Source organism: Flavihumibacter fluminis (assembly GCF_021491375.1).
Classification (GTDB): domain Bacteria; phylum Bacteroidota; class Bacteroidia; order Chitinophagales; family Chitinophagaceae; genus Flavihumibacter; species Flavihumibacter fluminis.
Genome location: NZ_JAKEVY010000005.1, coordinates 233489 through 254159, shown reverse-complemented (window position 1 = coordinate 254159; position 20671 = coordinate 233489). Strand labels below are relative to the sequence as shown.

Annotated in this window: 21 protein-coding genes; 12 read left to right on the top strand and 9 right to left on the bottom strand. The window is 46.0% G+C overall.

The annotated features are described in order from the left end of the window. Window positions 1–30 precede the first annotated feature (30 nt). Window positions 31–807: a hypothetical protein gene (locus L0U88_RS18680; protein WP_234868031.1), complete on the bottom strand. Its 777-nt coding sequence runs from the start codon at window positions 805–807 to the stop codon at window positions 31–33. 221 nt (window positions 808–1028) lie between these two features. Between L0U88_RS18680 and L0U88_RS18675 the strand changes: the two genes are divergently transcribed. Genes L0U88_RS18675 through L0U88_RS18665 form a run of 3 tightly spaced genes read left to right on the top strand, consistent with a single transcriptional unit; the run spans window position 1029 to window position 2868 of the window. Next, window positions 1029–1382, top strand: a complete 354-nt coding sequence (locus tag L0U88_RS18675) for a hypothetical protein (RefSeq protein ID WP_234868030.1) — start codon at window positions 1029–1031, stop codon at window positions 1380–1382. 9 nt (window positions 1383–1391) lie between these two features. After that, window positions 1392–1979, top strand: a complete 588-nt coding sequence (locus tag L0U88_RS18670) for an STM3941 family protein (protein WP_234868028.1) — start codon at window positions 1392–1394, stop codon at window positions 1977–1979. Between the two features lies 1 nt (window position 1980). After that, the gene (locus L0U88_RS18665) at window positions 1981–2868 is read left to right on the top strand and encodes a TraB/GumN family protein (RefSeq protein ID WP_234868026.1); all 888 of its coding nucleotides are present in this window, start codon (window positions 1981–1983) and stop codon (window positions 2866–2868) included. Here L0U88_RS18665 and L0U88_RS21230 read toward each other — a convergent pair. Further along, on the bottom strand, window positions 2854–2985 hold the full coding sequence (locus L0U88_RS21230) for a PIN domain-containing protein (RefSeq protein ID WP_255723215.1): 132 nt from the start codon (window positions 2983–2985) through the stop codon (window positions 2854–2856). The two genes, L0U88_RS18665 and L0U88_RS21230, sit on opposite strands and share 15 nt — an antisense overlap. Window positions 2986–3147: 162 nt before the next feature. Continuing rightward, window positions 3148–3375, bottom strand: a complete 228-nt coding sequence (locus L0U88_RS18660; protein ID WP_234868025.1) for a hypothetical protein — start codon at window positions 3373–3375, stop codon at window positions 3148–3150. A gap of 163 nt (window positions 3376–3538) precedes the next feature. Between L0U88_RS18660 and L0U88_RS18655 the strand changes: the two genes are divergently transcribed. Both L0U88_RS18655 and L0U88_RS18650 read left to right on the top strand, forming a co-directional pair. Then, the gene (locus L0U88_RS18655; protein WP_234868023.1) at window positions 3539–4018 is read left to right on the top strand and encodes a hypothetical protein; all 480 of its coding nucleotides are present in this window, start codon (window positions 3539–3541) and stop codon (window positions 4016–4018) included. A 71-nt stretch (window positions 4019–4089) separates the two neighbouring features. After that, window positions 4090–4455 carry an iron chaperone gene (locus tag L0U88_RS18650; protein WP_234868022.1) on the top strand — a complete coding sequence of 122 codons (366 nt, stop codon included), beginning with the start codon at window positions 4090–4092 and terminating at the stop codon, window positions 4453–4455. A gap of 3 nt (window positions 4456–4458) precedes the next feature. Here L0U88_RS18650 and L0U88_RS18645 read toward each other — a convergent pair whose 3' ends face one another. The 5 genes from L0U88_RS18645 to L0U88_RS18625 all read right to left on the bottom strand — a co-directional run bounded on the left by L0U88_RS18645 (window position 4459) and on the right by L0U88_RS18625 (window position 13010). Further along, complete coding sequence (locus L0U88_RS18645; protein WP_234868020.1) at window positions 4459–5127, bottom strand: hypothetical protein; 669 nt, start codon at window positions 5125–5127, stop codon at window positions 4459–4461. Window positions 5128–5142: 15 nt separating this feature from the next. Beyond that, complete coding sequence (locus L0U88_RS18640; protein WP_234868019.1) at window positions 5143–8265, bottom strand: WD40/YVTN/BNR-like repeat-containing protein; 3123 nt, start codon at window positions 8263–8265, stop codon at window positions 5143–5145. A 90-nt stretch (window positions 8266–8355) separates the two neighbouring features. After that, a complete protein-coding gene (locus L0U88_RS18635; protein WP_234868017.1) occupies window positions 8356–11436 on the bottom strand; it encodes a VPS10 domain-containing protein in 3081 nt (1026 codons plus the stop codon). Window positions 11437–11497: 61 nt separating this feature from the next. Beyond that, the gene (locus tag L0U88_RS18630) at window positions 11498–12220 is read right to left on the bottom strand and encodes a LolA-like protein (protein ID WP_234868015.1); all 723 of its coding nucleotides are present in this window, start codon (window positions 12218–12220) and stop codon (window positions 11498–11500) included. A gap of 40 nt (window positions 12221–12260) precedes the next feature. Continuing rightward, entirely contained in the window at window positions 12261–13010 is a 750-nt protein-coding gene (locus L0U88_RS18625) for a LolA-like protein (RefSeq protein WP_234868014.1), read from the bottom strand. Between the two features lie 133 nt (window positions 13011–13143). Here L0U88_RS18625 and ade point away from each other — a divergent pair, with 133 nt between their 5' ends. The 5 genes from ade (at window position 13144) to L0U88_RS18600 (ending at window position 17760) form a co-directional block, all read left to right on the top strand. Continuing rightward, complete coding sequence (ade, locus tag L0U88_RS18620) at window positions 13144–14775, top strand: adenine deaminase (protein ID WP_234868013.1); 1632 nt, start codon at window positions 13144–13146, stop codon at window positions 14773–14775. A gap of 109 nt (window positions 14776–14884) precedes the next feature. Next, a complete protein-coding gene (locus L0U88_RS18615) occupies window positions 14885–15631 on the top strand; it encodes a LiaF transmembrane domain-containing protein (protein ID WP_234868012.1) in 747 nt (248 codons plus the stop codon). A 24-nt stretch (window positions 15632–15655) separates the two neighbouring features. Beyond that, window positions 15656–16012 carry a DUF4288 domain-containing protein gene (locus L0U88_RS18610; protein ID WP_234868011.1) on the top strand — a complete coding sequence of 119 codons (357 nt, stop codon included), beginning with the start codon at window positions 15656–15658 and terminating at the stop codon, window positions 16010–16012. Beyond that, window positions 15993–17054, top strand: a complete 1062-nt coding sequence (locus L0U88_RS18605) for a sensor histidine kinase (protein ID WP_234868010.1) — start codon at window positions 15993–15995, stop codon at window positions 17052–17054. Before L0U88_RS18610 ends, L0U88_RS18605 begins: the two co-directional genes overlap by 20 nt. After that, complete coding sequence (locus tag L0U88_RS18600; protein WP_234868009.1) at window positions 17029–17760, top strand: LytR/AlgR family response regulator transcription factor; 732 nt, start codon at window positions 17029–17031, stop codon at window positions 17758–17760. Before L0U88_RS18605 ends, L0U88_RS18600 begins: the two co-directional genes overlap by 26 nt. Here the strand turns inward: L0U88_RS18600 and L0U88_RS18595 are convergent. Continuing rightward, entirely contained in the window at window positions 17757–18860 is a 1104-nt protein-coding gene (locus tag L0U88_RS18595; RefSeq protein WP_234868008.1) for an anhydro-N-acetylmuramic acid kinase, read from the bottom strand. The genes L0U88_RS18600 and L0U88_RS18595 overlap by 4 nt on opposite strands. A 95-nt stretch (window positions 18861–18955) precedes the next feature. Between L0U88_RS18595 and upp the strand changes: the two genes are divergently transcribed. After that, complete coding sequence (gene upp, locus L0U88_RS18590) at window positions 18956–19606, top strand: uracil phosphoribosyltransferase (RefSeq protein ID WP_234868007.1); 651 nt, start codon at window positions 18956–18958, stop codon at window positions 19604–19606. A 52-nt stretch (window positions 19607–19658) separates the two neighbouring features. Continuing rightward, window positions 19659–20669: a PorP/SprF family type IX secretion system membrane protein gene (locus tag L0U88_RS18585; protein ID WP_234868005.1), complete on the top strand. Its 1011-nt coding sequence runs from the start codon at window positions 19659–19661 to the stop codon at window positions 20667–20669. The last annotated feature ends 2 nt before the right edge of the window (window positions 20670–20671 follow it).

Below are 20671 nucleotides of genomic sequence, written 5' to 3'. Positions count from 1 at the left end.
TTAACTATAAAAGTGGCCCCTTTCCACAACCTATAATTTAATCCCCACTCCTATATACAAATTCAGTGAAGAAAACACCTGCTGGTGATCCGTTGTAGTTACTGCTTCTGACACAATTGTTCCATTTGTATAAAACCGGGTGGTGCTGATATCATTGAATTTTACTGCCGAAGAACCAAAGTAAGCCAGGCTGCTGAAGATATCGTATTTCGCATTTAAGTGATGCCGGGCATTCAGTCCGACTGAATAGGCCAATCCCACTCCATGTTTACCTTTTCGGGTAAGTGAAGCGCGTTGGTTTCCATCCTGCGCAGTGCCCAGAAAATCGGGCAGTTTGGCGTAGATCAATCCAAGTCCCAGTTCCGGAAGAAACACAGATCGCTTTCCGGCAGGGATGATCCGGTAGAAACCTCCCATCGCCGTAGCAGTCATCCAGTTTTTCTTCTTAAACGACCAATTCTCTATATTCACTTCAGCCGGGGGTGTTGGTCCGGGTCCCACCACTATTCCCACTATCGGAAAAGGATGCGTATTGTGATAGTTGCTCAACTTATCCGCGTTCAATTGATTCCGCTGGCTCTTTAACATCAGGAACCATCCCCATTTGGCTGAAAAATCATTGGTATAGCGTAGGTGAAAAGATTGCCCGGATGAAGCATATCCGGCAGTTTCAATTGGCTGCTCTTTTTCCGCCCACTTGCCTAAAGGAAAAGCAGGTGCAACAGATAAGGTTAATCGCTTTTTAGCTTCCTGGGAAAAAAGCAGGTTTGAATTACATAACAGGACTAAGAACAGTATTCTTTTCATTGGAGCGGCTTTCCTTTAAAAATACTGGACTTTCCTGATGCATTAAAATTAGGTATTGCGGCAGGGGTTTATTCTCAAAATGTGTAAGCCTATCCGTCAAAAGCAGACCAATCATTTAACAAGGAAAAATTTCAATATCCAGTCCAAAACGCTTACTATTTTTATAGAGACCAAAATAATCAACCTATTCCCCTTAGATCGCACCTGCCGAAACAGTAAATATGATCAGGCGTTATTTCCAACAACTGTTATCAAAGGAATTCCCCGACTGGTTCAGGCTGATCAATCTCTGCCTGGTTCTTCCAATTATTGCATGGCCATTCGTCTTCTTCCTTACAATTTTTATGTTTGATGCTCCTGATAGCGATACCCGGTCAAATGTGCTGCTCTTTTTTGCCATCAATGCCTATCCCGTTTATTTACTACCACTGGCATATTACAACAGTCGGCTCTTTCAAAAAAACAGAATTCTCGGGTCAATCCTTCCTGTTCTGATGATCCTGTTTATTCTTGTAGCAGCGGGGTTGCTGGTATTCCTGATTGGATGGGAACATTACCAGGCAAGGATCCATTAATTTTACAACATGCATACTTTACAACAGATGGAAGTGAAGCACAACCAGGAAATTGAAATTCCATTAAAAAAGATAAAGATTGGTTTTTATCTATTGGGTGCAATGGTTTTTGTTCTTCTAGGCGGCTGGATGATCAATAGTGCGCTACTTGCCAAAAATCAGCTGGTTGGCAAGTTCATTTTTTTCATAATCGGTCTAGCTGGAGTATTGTTTTTTGGACTCCTGGCATTTGTAATGCTGATCAAAATTTTCAAAACAAAAGCAGGACTAATTCTCTCCGATGAAGGATTGACAGATAATACCAGTGGTGTAGCAGCAGGCTTCATTTCCTGGAAAGAAATCAGGAAAATAAACATAAGTAACTCGGGAAGTAACAGCTATTTGGTAGTCCTGGTTAAAAACCCGGAAAAACTCATTAAAAGGGAGCGCAATTTTATAAAGCGCTTTGCAATGAGGATGAACTACAAAATGACAGGCACTCCCATTCATATCATGGCAAATTTTCTTGACATAGATTTATACACTTTAGATTGTCTGATTACAGACAAACGCTTCCCAAAAAAAACGCTGCCCAACCTTGACCCCGATAACAAATAATATGGGTTGGTTAAAAAATATACTGCTCTTTTGTACCCTGGTCGTTTCCATTAAAAGCAGGAGCCAGGTAGTTTATAAAGTGGTGAGTCCGGGTAGGGATACAATCACCTATCTCATCGGTACTTACAGCCCATTAACCCGGGAACAGTTTCAGTTTACTCCCTTGCTGGATTCCTTACTTGATGAAGTGGAACTTGTATTTACAGAAAGCTTTTATGAAGACAAAGGGCTGCGTCAATTGGCAAATGCGAGGGAAAGAATCAAAATTATGTCTTATCCCAATCAACAGCGACTGGAAGATGTTATCGGCCGGGAAGAAGCAGGCAGGGTATATGCCTATTATCATTCCAGATTTGGAATTAAGAAAAGGGTATTCAAACAACTCAGCTATTATATACCGATTGTGATGGATCAGCAGATCCGGTATGGGAATGAGCAGTATATCAAACCTGACAGGTATTTGTTGCGCGAGGCAGAGAAGAAAGGGAAACGCATTTACAACCTGGATCAGCCTGCTTTAACCCAGGGGGCATTTGAAGCATTGGCGAAATTGTATCCGCCGGATTGGCTGGTGCAACTGACGCGAAATGATAGTGTTTATTTGCAGGAGATAAAGGCACGAAGTGATTGTTATCTTAAGCAGGATACAGCTTGCCTGAAAGCGGGCTTACGGGAAAAGATAAAAGCGCATCCTGCTGAATATGTTCAGTTGATCGCTCGAAGAACGCTATATTGGAAAGGTGAAATAGAAAGAAATAGCCAGTATAGTAATTTGGTACTTGCCTCCATAGATAACCTACTGGAAGAGGAAGGTGGGTTGCTGGAGTACTTTAGGAGGAAGGGGTATACCATTCAGCTTATATCCCGCAAAAACTTATTTACCAAATAAAAATACTCCATCTACTTCACTAAAATGCTTATCATTTGTATATAAAGGAAGCTGCCACTGTTTTGCTATTGCAGCTATCCATATATCATTTTCAGGAATAGGTTTTCCTTTTGTCATTAAGGAAGCTTTGATACTTCCATAAAAGTCCGCTGTTTCTAAATCAGGATTTAATGCAATACAGTTGGATAAAATAATTTCAATCTTGCGATATGCTTTACCGGATTCGCAGATTCATGTGCTCTAAAAGTATTGATTATTACGCTGGTATACAGCAGGCATTTACTTCCAGTCATCCGGATTGATTTGCTCGCAACCTTCTGCAATTATCTTTTCCAATTCATCGATTTCTTCCTCAGTCCACAAATTCGAAAAGGAAGCAAAACTCCTGCGACCAACTTTATACAGCTTGGCTTTGGCAATGACATGTTCCACCTCCGCCAACAATTGAGCATCCTCAATTTTCAGTATTTCCTCAATGAGGTGTAATTTTTTTGCTTCTCCAAACATACCATTTGGGTTTACACTCAAATTTACTGCTTAAAAACTACTTATGCAATGGGTGTTTTAACTGATTCTATCAGGAACTGAAATTTATAACAGTTTTTAAGCCTTTTGTATTTGCGGGTTTGTAAGGGATGTATTAGTTTAGAGGCATAACCTTATTCACACTATGAGAAAATGTACACTGCTTTTGCTGGGCATGGCACTTACCTGTGCGGCCCAGGCACAATCTTCCTTCTCGCGCAATTTTGCCTACGTTGAAGCCGGAGGAAATGGCCTCTTCGGATCTATCAATTACGAACGCCAGTTTTCTAAAAAACCAGGATTTGGGATGCGTGCCGGACTAGGATTTTATGCTGAATACGATTTTTACCTGACTGTGCCGGTTGCTTTCAACTACCTGATCCCTTTAAAGAATGAAAACCAGTTCCTGGAAGCTGCGCTGGGATTAACGCCTACCCTCTTTAAAAGCCGCCCTGAAAAAAATCACGTGAATATTGATGTGGATCACTTCTTCATTCCAACTTTCGGTTTTCGAAAACATACCCGCAATAACTTTATGTGGAGGATAAATGTGGGCTCGGTAGTAGGCATTCAGGATGGCGCTGTATTACCATGGGTCGGTTTCTCCTATGGCAAGCGCTTTTAACCCCCTATTTGACGGAACTACACCTGCTGCTTTTTGAAAATCAGCGTTAGCTTAGTGGAAACAACATCAACATGAAAACAGTTGAATCCATTGACGCATATATAGCCGGTTTCCCGCAGGAGATACAGGAGCTTTTAAAACAAATGCGGAAAACGATTCAGCAGGCTGCTCCGGAGGCTACAGAAGCCATCAAGTATGGTATGCCCACTTTTGTGCTGCATGGCAACCTGGTGCATTTTGCTGCCAATAAAAACCATATCGGATTTTATCCGGCTCCAAGTGGAATCACCCAATTTGAAAAGGAACTTGTACCATACCCTACTTCCAAGGGCGCGATCCAGTTTCCCTATGATAAAAAATTGCCGCTGGACCTGGTGAAAAAGATCACCGCTTTCAGAGTGAAAGAAAATGCAGCTAAGAAATCCATCAAAAAATAAGCATCATTTTACCTTTAGGCTGTCAGTTTTTTTCGGCAAAAAAAGGGTTGACCGGATTTCATGAATATCCGTGATCATCGAATCCAGTTTGATCAGGGTTTTCTTTGACTCCCCTGTCATTTTTGGCCAAAAGGTAAATGCCATATTCAGCACCAACAGCAAGGTAGAAACAGCCAAAGCGCCAACCGTAAAATGGATCTGCCGCTGAAAACGCTGCTCATCTCTTGCAATAAAACCCCTGCTGCAAAAACGCCGGAATTCATCCGTAGGAATGATATCTTTTCTGCTGTACTTACATAACAAGGTAAGCGTCCGGTCGTCAATAATGGGAACCTCCTCTATATTGCCTGGCTCTAAATCCTTTCTGCCAAATTCATACAATTCTCCGGTCCGCCCAGACACCCGAAACAACAACACATAGCCATCCTTTTCTAATAACTCCAATACAGAAATCATTACAAGTAATTCTGCAATTGCTTCAAATCGCAATCGCTCTGATTCTTCTTTTGAACCAGCTGGTAATAACAGTGAAACTTTTCGATTAGTGGTATCCACCCTGACCGCCGCATTTTTCAATCGCCGATCAACCAGCTCGCCAAAATAAAAATGCGGCGTTTTGTAACCAGCTAACTGGTTACAAAACGCACGCTCTCCTGAATTCAATAATCGCATATCAATCTAAAATTATTAATCCGGTTTGATCCCGATCACAGGCAGACTCTTCTCCCGGATCAGCTTGTTGAACTCGGCTATTTGTCCCGATTTCAATTGCTCCAACCGGTTCAATTCCACCTTGGCCTGCTGCTGTAATTCCGCATATACATCCTTTGCCTGTTTACTCGGTGCCATATTACCACTGTTCGCAGCATCAAACACTCCGGATAATTTATCATTGAGGCGGATCGGGAAGTTCAGTACATCCTGGAAACTTTTTGCCTTGGTCTGGTACAGCGCTTCCTCCACTTTGGTCAACTGTTTGTTGATGGTGTCTGCTTGTTGCTTCACATCCGCCGGAATGCCTTTACCCTGTCTGCCTACAAAATCATTGATCTGGCTTCTCAAACTGCGGATGTCCAGAATTGCCTGCTGCACATCATTAAAGGTTCCCTGCACCTGCTTCAGGAAATCAAACTGTGCTTCATAATCGGCTGTAGACACTTTGTAATTGGGATCGGCTTTCACTACAAAGGGAACTTCAGTAGAATCCGAACCTATCTTCACTCTCGCATAATAATTGCCGGGAGGCGCCAGGATACTGCCTGGTACACCATTCCATAAAATCATTCCATCAATCTTCTTTCCTTCCGGATACAACAGGTTCCAAACCAGTTGGTTCATACCCGGATTCAATTCCAGTTTTTCTTCTTTGGATTGGGTTGAGAAGGTTTTGATAACTGCTTTCTGCTTATCCAGGATGGTCACCGTTGCTTTGGTAGAATCTGTCACCTTGCCTGCATAAAAATTGATCACGGCTCCGGTTGGTGGATTCTTTCCTGCATTCACAGGTGTTGCTCCGCGGAATCCTCCTGCAGCACGAATTCTCCAGGTTTCCCGAACCGGAAACACATGCAAGGATTTATTCACCAAGGCAGGATCATAGGCCTGTACCATTGTCAAATCATCCAGCACCCAGAACGCTCTACCCTGTGTAGCCACAATCAGGTCATTGTCCCTGATAGTTAAATCCGTGATGGGCACTTCCGGCAGATTCAACTGAAATTTTCTCCAGTTGGCGCCATCATCATAACTGATATACATACCGTATTCAGTGCCTGCATAGAGCAAGCCATCGCGTTTGTGATCGGCTCTTACTACCCTGGTAAAATGCAGGGGATCAATGCCACGTGTGATACGCGTCCAGGTAGCACCATAATCGGTTGTCTTATACACATAAGGTTCGAAATCATCCAGCTTGTAGCGGGTGCCTGTAATGTACGCAACTCCTTTTTTCGTAGGATGTGTTTCAATGGCATTCCACATAATCCATTTAGGAGCACCAGCCGGTGTTACATTGGTCCAGTTTTTTCCTCCATCCTTACTCACATGCACCAATCCATCATCTGAACCTGTCCACAACAGATCCTTTTCCAATGCACTTTCTGCAGCAGTGAAAATGGTACAATAGTATTCAACACTGGTATTGTCTTTTGTAATCGGACCACCACTTGGGCCCTGTTTGGATTTATCATTGGTAGTCAGATCCGGAGAGATCTGCTCCCAGCTTGCCCCTTCATTTTCTGTTACAAACAAAGCATTACCCGCGCTATACAAACGTTTTGGGTTATGCGGAGAAAAGAAGATCGGGAAGTTCCACTGGAAACGGTATTTCAATACATCGGCACCTGCACCCATTGGGTTATCAGGCCATACGGTGATGGCCCGGTTCTCTCCTGTTTTGTGATCTAACCTTGACAAATAACCGCCGTAATTTCCTCCGTACACGATATCCGGATTCAGAGGGTCGGCTACCACATATCCACTTTCTGCTCCGGCAGTTTCTTCCCAGTCACTGTCAGATATAACCGAACCATAACTTCTGTGCCGAATGCGGAATGTTGAATTATCCTGCTGTGCTCCAAGTATACGATAAGGGAAGCTGTTGTCTGTACTCACGCGATAAATCTGCGCGGTTGGCTGGTTCATATAAGTGCTCCAGCTATTGCCACCGTCATAACTTACCTGTCCGCCTCCATCATCCGCCACAATCATACGATTCGGATCCTTTGGATCAATCCATAAATCATGGTGATCGCTGTGCGGTGTGCGGATTCCCTGGAAGGTTTTGCCGCCATCCCTGCTGCGCATGAAGCCAACATTCGGCGCATAGATTACATTTTCATTTTTGGGATCGATGAACACTTTGGTATAATACCAGGCACGCTGGCGGATATTGTTATCATTGCTGGTCAGGCTCCAGGTTTTGCCCGCATCCATGCTGGTGTATAAGCCTCCGTTTTCATTCTCAATCAGGGCTACTACTTTATCCGGATTGGAAGGCGCGATGGCCACCCCAACAATTCCCCATACTCCTTTGGGCAGGCCCTTGGAGGCTGTTATATTGGTCCAGGTTTCACCTCCATCGGTAGATTTCCACAAGCCACTTCCTTCACCACCACTTTCCAAACTATACGGTGTACGTATGATTCTCCAGGTGCCGGCATACATGATAGATGGGTTGGTTGGATCCATCACCAGGTCGCTCACCCCGGTTTGGTTATTGACAAACAGGGTGCGTTTCCAGGTTTTACCTCCATCCGTTGATTTGAATACACCCCTTTCTTCATTGGGGCCAAAGAGGTGACCTATCACCCCTGCCCAAACGATATCCGGATTGCGGGGATGCACTAGGATTCTGATAATATGTCGGCCATCTTTCAATCCCCTGTTCTGCCAGGTTCTGCCGCCATCATCGGAGCGCCAGATGCCTCCGAGTCCTTCTGCCACATTGCCTCTTAATGTATTCTCGCCCTCTCCTACATACATGATTTGCTCATCAGTAGGCGCTATGGCAATGGCTCCTATATTGGCGATATTGTATTTGTCGGAGATATTGGTCCAGTTGCTTCCTCCATCGGTGGTTTTCCAGAGTCCACCTCCGGTTGCCCCCATGAAGAAGGTTTGCTTGTTGGTGTAGGAACCTGCTACCGCGGCAGATCTTCCGCCCCGCCAGGGACCAATCAGCCGGTATTTGGTGTTGGCAAATAATAGGGAATCGTAGTTGGGAGCCTTGGTTGGAGGCGCTGTTTTTTTGCGCTGCGACTGAGCCAGGAGTCCGGGCAGCAAACAGGCTACTAACAGTAATTTTCTCATGTGTAGGTATTTAAATCAGGTATTCAAAGTACGCAAAAAAATGGCTGGTCAGCATCTGCCGACCAGCCATATATACCTGTTACAAAAAAACTATTTAACAGACGTTGTTTTTAACGCCGGGGTTGTAACACCTTCTTTTGCCATAGCCTGCCGAACTTTGTCGGCATACTGCTTACTAATGGCAGCATGTTTTGCTTTGGCGGCAGCAAGTTCGCCCTGGAGAGATTGCAATCTTTCCAATTGAAGATTACTCGGCCTCGCCTCATTACCGGCGATGGTTGTGTACAATTCAGACAAGCGCTCTCTCAACTGTTCTTCATCTGCAAAAATACTGGTTTGTTTAGTAGCCAGTAAGCCGGATCGGAATTCTTCCAGTGATTGATTATAGGTCTTCAAGAGTTTTTTTACTTTTTCATTTTTGATCTTGTCGCCACTTTCCTTCAGTAATTTCTGTTCACCGTTTACTTCTTCAATCAATCCATTCAGCTCTTTCTGCATGTTATACAATTCCATGGATGCCTTGTGTTGTGCAACGCGATCCTCCAGGCTGTACGTAGTGTTTGAAGTATCATGCACCAATACAATCGGCTGCTTGTATTCTTCTTTGCCTACTGTCAGCTTCAGTGTGTAGGTGCCAGGTAATACCTGAGGCGCCACCATACCACCACGGTCCATTTTGGTTCCGCCGGCTGCCGATTTATTAGGTGTCATGCGCTGGTTCCAGTACACTTTATTTACTCCTTTGCGCTTGGAGCCCGGCATGGTTTGGATCAGTTCGCCTTTATCATTAAAGATCTCCACTTTCACATCACCAGACATGATTCGATCTTTCAGGTAATACTGAATAGGTGGAATGCCTGCCGGATTACCGGCCGACCAGCCACCGGTTGGAGGAAAGCCTCCATTGCCAAACTGGCCATCGCGGATGGGCTGAGGTGCTGCTGCAAAAATATGCACAGGTTTGTTGGAAGTTTCTCCAGCGAGCTCGCGCATCGGGCGGATATCATCCACCACAATCACACCCCGGCCATGAGTTCCAAGAATCAGATCATGTGTTTTGGGATGAATCACAATATCTCTCACCAATGCATATTCGGGAATTCTGTTTTTCATCCTGAACCACTCACGTCCACCTGTAACCGAAGCAAACATGCCCATTTCAGTTCCAACAAACAGCAGGTCTTTGTTTACCAGATCTTCCTTGATTTTATGAGCAAACCCGGTGAACTCATCACTTTTGAAAAGGGTCCAGGTTTTACCCATGTCGGAGGATTTTCCCACATAGGTTTTATGATCGCCATACATGTGATTATCGAAGCTGGCATAAATCAATTGTTTGTCGAAGCGGGATGGCTCTACACTGCTCACCCAAGTCTGCGCAGGCAAGCCGGCTGCTGTTACATTTGCAGAAACATTGGTCCAGGTTTTACCACCATCAGTAGTGTATTGCAGGTTACCATCATCGGTACCTACCCAGATGATATTTTCATCTAAAGGAGATTCCGCAATCGCAAAAATGGTGGTATGATTTTCAGCAGATGTATTATCAGCACTTAAGCCGCCACTGTTATCCTGCTCCTGTTTTATCTTATCGTTGGTAGTGAGGTCTGGAGAAATGCGCACCCAGTTTCTACCCTGATCGGTGCTTTTGAACAGATACTGCGCACCGGTGTAGAGGTTCTTTGGATTTGTCTGTCCCACATGAATCGGTGTATTCCAGTTCCAGCGCAATTTGCCATCGGCAGCTGCTGCCTGCGGTTTGATGGAAACGGATTTCAGGGTACGCAAATCTACCCGCGCCATATTTCCACCCTGGTATTCTGCATAGGCGATATTGGGGTCAGTAGGATCCGGTACTGTCCAGAAACCATCACCTCCATAAATCGCGGTCCAGTCGCCATTGTTAACTCCATTGGGTTTAGCAGATGGCGCATACCAGGAACCGTTATCCTGCAAGCCTCCGTAAATATTGTAAGGCTCGCGGTTGTCAACTGCAACATGGTAAAACTGCCCGACTGGCAGGTTGGATACAAAGATCCAGGTAACACCTCTATCCAGGCTGATGTATACACCACCATCGGTACCGAGGTATAATTGGTTGGTATTATTCGGATTGATCCAGAGGGCGTGGTGATCTGAATGTACCCAACCCCCTTCTCCTGATGCTTCTGCAAAGGAATAACCTCCATCATCTGAATAGCTGAAAGAGAAAGCCGGACGATACACCCGTTTGGGATCTTTGGGATCAATCACCAGGGTGCTAAAATAAAAAGGTCTTGATACCACATTGAGGGTGGCACTCTGTTCTTTCCAGCTTTCGCCACCATCTTTGGAAATATACATTTTGGTATCCTTGGCTTCCACAATAGCGATCAGGTTCTCCGGAGCGCTGGGTGCAAGGGCCAATGCAGTTCTTCCGAAAGGTTTGGCAGGCAATCCATTTGTGAGTTCCTTCCAGGTTTTACCACCATCCATTGATTTGAAAATTCCGGATCCCTTGCCACCTGAATTAAACAGGTAAGGAAGGCGACGGAATTCCCAGGTAGTGGCATATACAATATTTGGGTTATTGGGATCAAGGCTCACATCGGCACAACCTGCCTTATCTGAAATATAGAGGGATTTGGACCAGGTTTTGCCACCGTCTGTTGATTTGTATAAACCCCGGTGTTCACTGTCGCTCCAAAGCGGACCAGGAGCAGCCACGTAAACAATATTAGAGTTAGAGGGGTCAATTACAATCTTGGAAATATGCTCAGTGGAATCCAGCCCGATTTTAGTCCAGTTATCGCCACCATCAGTTGATTTGTACAAACCATTACCGATGGAAACAGAGTTCCGCATATTGCTTTCACCAGTACCAGCATACACAACAGTCGGTTTGGACTGGTCAATGGCAAGGGCGCCAATGCTTTGGCAATAGCGATCAAAAATGGGTTTGAAAGAAGCACCGGCGTTGGTGGATTTCCAGATGCCGCCACCAGCAGTTCCTATGTAAAGTGTTTTGCCATCCTTGTTTACACCTTCGATAGCAGTAATACGGCCACTCATTGTGCCTGGGCCGAGCCAACGGGCTTCCAGCATGCCGAAGGTGGCAGAGTTAACATTCGATTGGGAGAAGGAGACTAACGATATAGAACAAACGCAAATAGACAGAAGCAGTTGTTTCATGTGATTTGTTTTGGTCAGGAAAAAAAAAGCCCGGATAAACCGGGCTTCAGGAATCGGTCAATTATTTGGCGGGTTGGAATGTTTCTGCAGGAACTTCCTTGTTGATTTGAATTTTGCTGATTACCATGTCAGCATTCATTCCTGGTCCGAGTGGCACACTGATGGTCATCGGCATGGAGATACCTTCCGGTAATTTCTGGTAGTTGCTGTAACCGGTAGTCATTTCCATTTCCTGTCCGTTTACTTCCTGCTTGGCAGTAGACTTGAGCAAGAGGAAAGAAGCAGGATCGATAAAGTACGTAGTAACTTTTCCGCCTTTCAGGGTCAGTTTCAGTTTATGACATTCTGTTCCTTCCACATCTTCTTTACCGAGGTATTCCAGGCTATGGCCTTTTTCCTTGTAGTCAACCAGGGCACCCTGGGTATCCAGTTCGTCGGCTCCTTTTTTAACCATTTCTTCTGTCATAGGCTCCACGTTGGTTTGGCCCTGTACAGGCATATACATCCATCCGGCAGTGGGCGTCATGATTACATAGTTTGCCTGACCCATGATGTTCAGATCCTGGCGACTGCCTGTATTGTGTACGGAAGTGGTGGTAACGGCGATATCAATACCCTGGAAACTCATGGTTCCGTCCATGATCACGGACTTCACTTTTTTCCAGTTATCCTTTCCGCCAATAGCGTCAATATGCTTGTTGGCGATCTCATCTGCTGTTTGAGAGAAACCAGTCATAGTTCCCAAAAGAGCAGCTCCTAAAAATGCAAGTTTCAATGCTTTCATGTGTTTCTGTTTAATGTATAGTTGGTATTTGAGTGTGTCCTTATTCTGCTTTATATAACTTCGGATCTACCGGTTTGTTCACCTCGATCTTTTCATAGATGGTTTCTCCCCCCATTCCGTTGCGTTTAACTGTAAAAGGGAATAAAAAACCTTCCGGGGTGGATTGGTAATCGCTGTAATCGGTAATCACCTCCTGGGGTTGCTGGTCGGCATTGGCGCCTCTTCTTTGTCCGCCTCCAAACATGCCCCCACCCTTGCGGATCTCACGTACCAGCAGGTAGCTGGTGGCGTCAATGAAATAGGTTACCTCATTTCCGTTTGCGAGGGTCAGTTTGATTTTATAGGCTTCTTTTCCATTGATGGATTCCTTTCCTTCGAGCTGGGCTTTGTGGCCTTTGGCAGCATAATTATAAAGTGGCCCGATCAGATCCAGCTCACCCAGTGCTGCTTTGTAACGTTCTTCCGGCATGGGTTCAAACTTCCCGCCATTACGTGGATTGGAAACCCATCCGCCTTTATCAGTTAGCAATACATTAAAAGAGCCCATACCAAAATTGATTTCGGACCGCATGAGCTGCTGATCCACTTTGGTCATTTTGGAAGTGATCTCATTTCCATTGCCGGCGATGGACACGCCTTCCATATAAACCGATTTCAGTGTTTGTAGTTTTTCTTTTCCACCGAGGGCTTTTTCATATCCGGCCAATACCTCATCCACCGTTTGTGCCTGGACGGTAAAAAAGCCAAAGACCAGGCAGGTCAGTAAGGTAAAAGCAGTTCCTTTCGTCATAGTGCGCAATTTGAATCAAATTTAGCCGGTTCTTAATCTATTAGTTGACCGATCATCCAAATCATTACAGAGAAAACACGGTTTTTTATCATTTCTGTGGTTGTTGGGTATATTGCGTATCTAAGCTTTCACCATGGAACAGATCCTGCAGGGCAACCTGGTTGATATCCCAAACAGAAACATATATTATGCCGAAATCCACCTGGAGGGTCAACGGATCAAGGAGATCCGGCATCTTTCTGAGAACCCGAATACGGCGGCGCATTATATCTGTCCGGGTTTTGTGGATGCCCATGTACACATTGAAAGTTCCTTGCTGGTGCCCTCTGCCTTTGCGAAACTGGCGGTGAAACATGGAACAGTTGCCACGATTTCGGATCCGCATGAGATAGCCAATGTTTGCGGAGAAGCCGGGGTGGAATTTATGATCGAAAATGGGAAAGCTGTCCCCTTTAAATTTCATTTTGGTGCACCCAGTTGTGTACCAGCCACAGTGTTTGAAACTGCCGGGGCCGTGCTGGACCTGGCAGCAGTAAAGCGATTGCTGGAACGCGATGATATTTACTACCTCAGTGAGATGATGAATTTTCCCGGCGTGCTCAATGGCGATCCGGAAGTGATGGCCAAGATTGTAGCTGCGCAGGAGTTGGGCAAACCGATCGATGGGCACGCACCCGGATTAAGAGGTGAGCAGGCAGCACATTATATCGCGGCCGGAATGAGTACCGATCACGAATGTTTTACTTATGAAGAAGGGCTGGACAAAGCACAGCAGGGGATGAAAATCCTGATCCGCGAAGGCAGTGCCGCCAAGAATTTTGAAGCATTGATTGAGTTGCTGCGGACGCATCCGGATCAGATCATGTTCTGCAGTGATGATAAACATCCGGACAGTTTGCTATTGGGACATATCAACCAGCTCTGTGCCCGGGCAGTGACACATGAACTGGATTTATTTGATGTATTGAAAGCAGCCTGTGTGAACCCGGTGGAGCATTATAAGATGGATGTGGGATTGTTGCGGGAAGGTGATTGGGCGGATTTTGTGTTGCTGCGCGACCTGGAACATTTTGAAGTGGAATCCACCTGGATCAATGGGGAATGTGTATATGAAAATGGGGAGAGCAGGATCCCCGAGATTGCTGTGGAACCGATTAATCAATTTCATTGTTCACCAATTGAACAGCACACTGTTTTTATGCCGGCAGTTGGAACACCGCTACCTGCGATTGTGGCCTATGATGGACAATTGATAACAGGCACCAGGGAAATCAGTGCAGCTGATCTGGTGGTGCAGGAAGGCGGTTGGTGCAGCAACCCATCCAATGATTTATTGAAACTGGTAGTTGTGAACCGATATCAGCCGGCTCCTGTAGCCAAGGCATTTATACAGGGGTTTGGTTTACAGCAGGGGGCAATTGCCTCCTCAGTGGCGCACGACTCGCATAATATTATCGCCGTAGGTGCGGATGATGCTTCTTTGGTGGAAGCAATCAACCTGGTGATTCGGGAGCAGGGAGGTTTAAGTTGTGTGAATGCTTCCGAGTCGGCAGTGTTGCCTTTGCCGGTAGCCGGACTCATGAGCGCAGATGATGGGCTGGAAGTAGCTGCTGCTTATACACAAATCGATACCATGGCCAAAGCTCAGGGCAGTAGGTTGTCTGCCCCCTTTATGACCCTTTCTTTTATGGCGCTGCTGGTGATCCCTGAACTCAAACTCTCTGACCGCGGTCTGTTTGATGGCCGGCAGTTTCGGTTCCTTTGAAGAATTGACCGACGAAAATCCGGGCTTTACCGAGAAAGCAGGTGAAATGGCGGGAATCTCCTTGCCAAGGGAATTGCCCTGCCTTAGTTTTACTTAAAATTTGAAACTCATGAACACAGAAAATAGATACCGGAGACAGCGCCCCTGCAGAGGAGATAAAAACGGACGGTATATTTTTGGAATTATGCTGATTGTGCTTGGCGGATTGTTATTCGCCAGCAAAGCAGGCTTATTGATACCGCGCTGGATTTTTTCCTGGCCGATGATCCTGATTGCAGTTGGTTTTGCAGTAGGTGTAAGCCAGCGCTTTAAAGGAACCGGCTGGATTTGGCCCATGGCAATTGGTGCTTTCTTTTTGGCTGAACGCGCTTTCCCCAATTTCTTCCCACGTGAATTTTTCTGGCCGGTGTTTATGGTGGTTGCGGGACTCATTTTAATACTGGGCCCCAGGCGCTGGAATACTGACAAAGCTGCACGCGTTGCAGCTGCCACGCTAGAGGGTGATCCAGTTCCTGGAACGATGACCGACAGACTGGATGAATCCACCGTATTCGGTACCGTCAGAAAATTTGTGATCTCCAAAACCTTCCGCGGAGGAGAAGTATCCACGGTATTCGGTAGTGCGGAAATCAACTTACTGCAGGCAGATTTTGATACGCCGCCCAAACTGGAACTCAACGCCGTATTTGGAAGTATCCGACTGATTGTACCCTCGCACTGGCAATTGAAAATGGAGAACAATGCAGTACTTGGTGGAGTAGAAGACAAACGTCCGCAGCACAGCATCTATTCTGATAAGATCATGTACCTCGAGGCCAATGCCGTATTTGGAGGAATACAGATCACCACCGTATAAGCCATTAACCATTAAACCATCCTTATGTCTTATTACCTGGCTACACTTGTTTATGAGATCATCTGCGGTGAAGGTGCACACACACCGCAGTTTGAAGAACAGGTTCGACTACTCGAAACCGGTAGTAGAACTGAAGCCCTGAATGCAGCGCATGAAATCGGTCAGCAGGAATTGCTGGTCTGGCAGTTCAACAACAGCGCTAAAGTAGAATGGAAATTCCTGGGAATAAAGGAACTGATCAGCCTCCCCGGCTTTTTCCACGGAGCGGAACTCTACCAGCAACACAGGGAAATTGAACACGCAGAAGGCTATCGCAATTTTGTAAAAGACAAGACCATCCAACTACAACACAAACAGGAACATGCCATCGATTCCCTTTAATAACAGATCGCTGCTAATCTTAAGCAGCATCTTTATTTACCTGATCTGGCAGATCAATTTTTTTGCTCTGCTTACCAATGGCTATTCCTTTTCCATCAGTATTACGGAATCGCTGACCAATAGCTTTCTGTTGGTGTTTGCAACAGTGACCCTTAGACGCATATTCAGATTTTACACACCCAATGCCACCGGATTCTGGGCAGCGATCATTCTCACAGCCGGATTTTCGACCCTGTTGCCGATTGCTGCAAAACTAATGCTGACCTCCATCATCCCTGATAATCCAGGGTACGTTGATATGCTAAATGCAACCATGCAAATCCGGATTGGGTTTTCCCTGCTCACGGTTATCAGTATCCTCGTACTGATCTTACTTTTTAATCTGCTGCAAAGAGAAGAGGCTGAGAAGAAACATCGGCAGGAAATCCAGCAACTGGCCACGGAAGCGGAATTGTTTAAACTCCGGCAACAACTGCAACCGCATTTTTTATTCAACAGTTTAAACTCGATCAATGCATTGATAGGCACCCGACCGCAGGAAGCACGAAATATGACAGAACAACTGGCTTCCTTTTTACGCGGAACCATTCATCAAAAAGAAAATAAACTGGTGGCATTGAAAGAAGAACTGGACCAGATCAATCGTTACCTGCAAATTGAACGCATGCGATTTGGCCACCGGTTACAGGTATTGATAGAATCGGATGAAACACAAGCTGAAGCAAGCATACCACCGTTGCTCCTGCAGCCCCTGGTTGAAAACGCCATCAAGTATGGTTTGTATGAAACCACCGGGGAGGTACTGATCGAAGTAAAAACAGCCATCCGGGATAAGCAATTATTCATCACCGTTAGTAACCCTTTTGATCCTGAAACACCCACCCGTAAAACCGGCACCGGATTCGGATTGCAATCCGTACAACGCAGGCTCTACCTGCTTTTCGGAAGAGCCGATTTACTCCAGGTAAAACAGGAGTCCAACCAATTTATCACCACTGTAATCATTCCGCAAGTTTATGTTGAAAGTCCTGATCATAGATGACGAACCACTTGCCTGCAGCCTGGTCCAGGAATACCTGGCTGAGTTTCCGCAATTCAAGGTAACCGGCGTTTGCCACGATGGCTTTAGTGGATTAAAAGCCATCCAGCAGGTTCAACCTGATTTAATCTTCCTGGATGTGCAGATGCCTAAGATCAATGGCTTCGAAATGCTGGAACTACTGGACAGTCATCCTGCGGTTATCTTCACCACGGCTTTTGATGAGTACGCCATGAAAGCATTTGACCAGCATGCGGTTGATTATTTACTAAAACCATATAGTAAAGAACGATTTCAGAAAGCTGTTCAGAAATTTTTGCAGCAACAACCTGGTGCTGCTACTTCCGAACTTTTGAACACTGCCAGTCAGTCGCCCCAGCAACAAGACCGAATCGTAATCAAAGACCAGTCCACCATCCGCATTATTCCTGTTGCACAGGTACACTACATTGAAGCGGCGGATGATTATATCAGGATTGTAACGGCAGAAGGGCACTGGCTTAAAAACAAAACCATGGCAGCAATGGAGCAGCAATTACCTGCTATACAGTTTGTGCGAATCCATCGTTCCTACCTGGCCAATGTGCAGGAGATCAGCAAACTATTTCCCATGGAAAAGGATAGTTATACTGCTATACTGAAAAGTGGCAAACAGTTGCCCGTTAGTAAAACCGGTTACCAGAAACTAAAGGAAAAACTGGGGATCTAGGCATCATTTCCCAGCCAAAGCGCACCACCAATGGTATTGCGACTGGCACCTGTTACCGAAGCAAGCACGGTGTACTCTTCTCTCCAGCGCAGTACACCAATCAAGGCCATGATGATGGCTTCCTTGAATTCCACCAGGGTTGAATCCGGAACCTGTGCAGTCACGCCCAGCGGCGCGAGTTGCTGTTTCAGACAATCCACCAGGAATCCATTGTAAGCACCGCCACCTGTAATCAGCAATTGCTGTCCCTCCGTTGCAATGCCTTCTTTGGCTGCTGCCTGCTTCAGATCTTTTGCTATCTGAATGGCGATATGCTGGGTATAGGTATGTAAGGCATCGGCATCCGATAAGCCGGCTGCCTTCACCAGTGGATAAACCTGTTCAATTCCAAAACTGTTCGCCAGAGATTTAGGGTATTCCTGTGCGTAGAAAGCCATCGCCCCTAACCTGGAGAGCAATGCTTCATTGATTAATCCGCTTGCTGCGAGTGCCCCATTTTCATCATATGCTTTTCCGGCATCCTGGGCCAGCATATTGAGCACGCGGTTGGCTGCGCAGCTATCAAAGGCAATATATCCATCAGCTTTTTTGATGGAGAGATTGGCAATCCCGCCGATATTCAGCAGAAATGCAGTATCTCCAAAAAGCAGTTTTTCTCCTATTGGTACAATTGGTGCTCCTTCTCCGCCGGCTGCTACATCCATCGCACGCAGATCTGAAATCACCGGCAGCCGGGTTTCCGCAGCAATGGCAGCACCATCGCCCAGTTGGGCAGTCATCCCCTTTGAGGGCATATGAAAACTGGTATGACCATGGGAAGCGATCATATGCACCTTATGTTCCAGGCCAAATTCCTCAATAAAACGATTCACCTGTTGGCCGGTATAATGTCCATATTCGCTGTGCAGCAGCAGGTAATCCTGGGCAGATAAGCTGGTGCAATTCCGAAGCTTTTCTTCCCATTCTGCCGGGTAGGGATAGGTGGCAGCCTGCTGCACTTCCATCGACCAGTTCCCACCGGTGGCATGAAACTGTACAAAAACGATATCCAGTCCGTCCAGCGAACTCCCACTCATCAAGCCAATAACATTATAGACCATTCTCAAAAAAGTTTTTGATTTACCCGGCAGCCCTTTAGATTTGTCGGGCGGGTGCAAATTACAACGATTGGCAGCTGCAGAAAAATTGGAAAATCATGGTGGTTAATTTAAGCAAGCATTATTCCCTGTTATGTGATTTTGTAAGTGAACTCAGAAATGTGGACATTCAGCATGACCGGATGAGGTTCCGCCGGAACCTGGAGCGAATCGGGGAAGTAGCCGCCTATGAGATCAGCAAACACATGGCGCATAAGCAGGTAGAAACCCCCACCCCGCTTGGAACATCACAATGCAAGCTGCTGCAGGAACAACCTGTGCTGGCCACTATTCTGCGGGCAGGTCTGCCCTTACACCAGGGATTGCTGAACTATTTTGACCGCGCTGATAATGCGTTTATATCTGCCTATCGCAAACACCACCCGGATGGAAGTTTCGAGATCAGCATGGAATATGTATCAAGTCCGGATTTGGAAGATCGTATCCTGATCATTTCCGATCCTATGATTGCCACCGGGGCTTCCCTGGTTAAAACTATCCAGTTTTTGCGGGAGGAAGGCAAACCAAAAGAAGTACATATTGTATGCGCTATTGCATGTACGGTGGGAATTGAGTATGTTCACCGCAGTGAACCCAATGTGAAGATCTGGTGCGGTGCAATTGATGAGGAACTGACTGCAAAAAGTTATATCGTACCGGGACTCGGGGATGCAGGCGATCTGGCCTACGGAACCAAACAGCAGGCATAACTGAAAATTATTCCCCGGCATTGGGCAATTTTTGTATTTTACTTATCCTATTATGAGAATTTTTGTCGGAATACTGCTGCTGTTGGGATGTTCTGCTTCGCCTTTGCTTGCCCAGGATCCACATTTTTCGCAGTTTTTTGCTTCTCCTATGACCCTTAACCCTGCATTTACGGGCAAATTCAATGGGGTTGTAAGGGCTGCCGGCAACTATCGCGATCAATGGCCCGCTATCAGTAAAGCTTTTGTCACCTCTACGCTCAGCCTGGATGCTCCTATCATGAGGGGCCGGCTCAACAATGATACCTGGGGCATAGGTGGGATGGCGATGACCGACCGCACCGCGAATGGCGTGCTGACTGCTAACTATATAGCCTTCTCGACTGCTTATCATAAAGCACTGGATGAAGATGGGTTTCATCAGTTGGGATTAGGCTTCCAGGGAGTGTACAGTAACAAACGACTCGATGGATCTCAATTAAATTTTGAAAACGAACTGGCCCTGGATGGTACCTGGAGCAATCCAAGTGGGGAAGCAGTTGATGGCACCCGCATCAATGTGAGTTATGTTGGTGTGAATGCCGGCTTGTTGTACAGTGGTTCAACTAACGGTGATAACAATTTTTATTTTGGTGCTTCGGTGTATCATATCAACCGGCCGCAGGAAAATTTCACCAATGTTTTTTATACCCTGCAGCCGCGATTGACAGTTCATGGTGGTGGCTACCTGCCGGTTGGCCAAACCAGTACGCTGCATTTATCTGCCCTGCACAGCAGGCAGGCAGGGGCTTTTGAAACCCTGATCGGTGGTGCAGTTGCCTTTAACCTGAATGATGATTTTGAGCGACCCACGGCCTTTTATGCCGGCTCCTGGTATCGGTTTGGGGATGCACTCATTCCTTATATGGGATTTGAATGGACTGATTTTCGGTTAGGCATGACCTATGATGTGAATACCTCCAGTTTGAAAACAGCCTCACAACGCCGGGGTGGTATCGAGATTTCGCTGATCTATATCAAGCGGCCATCAGAAGGGCAGAAAGAAATCCCCTGTCCGAAGTTCTGATT

Coding starts and splice junctions, on each gene's coding strand:
- upp (WP_234868007.1), top strand. CDS start 18,956: ATGGTGGTTAATTTAAGCAAGCATTATTCCCTGTTATGTGATTTTGTA.
- L0U88_RS18610 (WP_234868011.1), top strand. CDS start 15,656: ATGTCTTATTACCTGGCTACACTTGTTTATGAGATCATCTGCGGTGAA.
- L0U88_RS18670 (WP_234868028.1), top strand. CDS start 1,392: ATGCATACTTTACAACAGATGGAAGTGAAGCACAACCAGGAAATTGAA.
- L0U88_RS18655 (WP_234868023.1), top strand. CDS start 3,539: ATGAGAAAATGTACACTGCTTTTGCTGGGCATGGCACTTACCTGTGCG.
- L0U88_RS18605 (WP_234868010.1), top strand. CDS start 15,993: ATGCCATCGATTCCCTTTAATAACAGATCGCTGCTAATCTTAAGCAGC.
- L0U88_RS18645 (WP_234868020.1), bottom strand. CDS start 5,127: ATGCGATTATTGAATTCAGGAGAGCGTGCGTTTTGTAACCAGTTAGCT.
- L0U88_RS18585 (WP_234868005.1), top strand. CDS start 19,659: ATGAGAATTTTTGTCGGAATACTGCTGCTGTTGGGATGTTCTGCTTCG.
- L0U88_RS18595 (WP_234868008.1), bottom strand. CDS start 18,860: ATGGTCTATAATGTTATTGGCTTGATGAGTGGGAGTTCGCTGGACGGA.
- L0U88_RS18675 (WP_234868030.1), top strand. CDS start 1,029: ATGATCAGGCGTTATTTCCAACAACTGTTATCAAAGGAATTCCCCGAC.
- ade (WP_234868013.1), top strand. CDS start 13,144: ATGGAACAGATCCTGCAGGGCAACCTGGTTGATATCCCAAACAGAAAC.
- L0U88_RS21230 (WP_255723215.1), bottom strand. CDS start 2,985: ATGACAAAAGGAAAACCTATTCCTGAAAATGATATATGGATAGCTGCA.
- L0U88_RS18635 (WP_234868017.1), bottom strand. CDS start 11,436: ATGAAACAACTGCTTCTGTCTATTTGCGTTTGTTCTATATCGTTAGTC.
- L0U88_RS18665 (WP_234868026.1), top strand. CDS start 1,981: ATGGGTTGGTTAAAAAATATACTGCTCTTTTGTACCCTGGTCGTTTCC.
- L0U88_RS18650 (WP_234868022.1), top strand. CDS start 4,090: ATGAAAACAGTTGAATCCATTGACGCATATATAGCCGGTTTCCCGCAG.
- L0U88_RS18600 (WP_234868009.1), top strand. CDS start 17,029: ATGTTGAAAGTCCTGATCATAGATGACGAACCACTTGCCTGCAGCCTG.
- L0U88_RS18615 (WP_234868012.1), top strand. CDS start 14,885: ATGAACACAGAAAATAGATACCGGAGACAGCGCCCCTGCAGAGGAGAT.
- L0U88_RS18625 (WP_234868014.1), bottom strand. CDS start 13,010: ATGACGAAAGGAACTGCTTTTACCTTACTGACCTGCCTGGTCTTTGGC.
- L0U88_RS18630 (WP_234868015.1), bottom strand. CDS start 12,220: ATGAAAGCATTGAAACTTGCATTTTTAGGAGCTGCTCTTTTGGGAACT.
- L0U88_RS18680 (WP_234868031.1), bottom strand. CDS start 807: ATGAAAAGAATACTGTTCTTAGTCCTGTTATGTAATTCAAACCTGCTT.
- L0U88_RS18660 (WP_234868025.1), bottom strand. CDS start 3,375: ATGTTTGGAGAAGCAAAAAAATTACACCTCATTGAGGAAATACTGAAA.
- L0U88_RS18640 (WP_234868019.1), bottom strand. CDS start 8,265: ATGAGAAAATTACTGTTAGTAGCCTGTTTGCTGCCCGGACTCCTGGCT.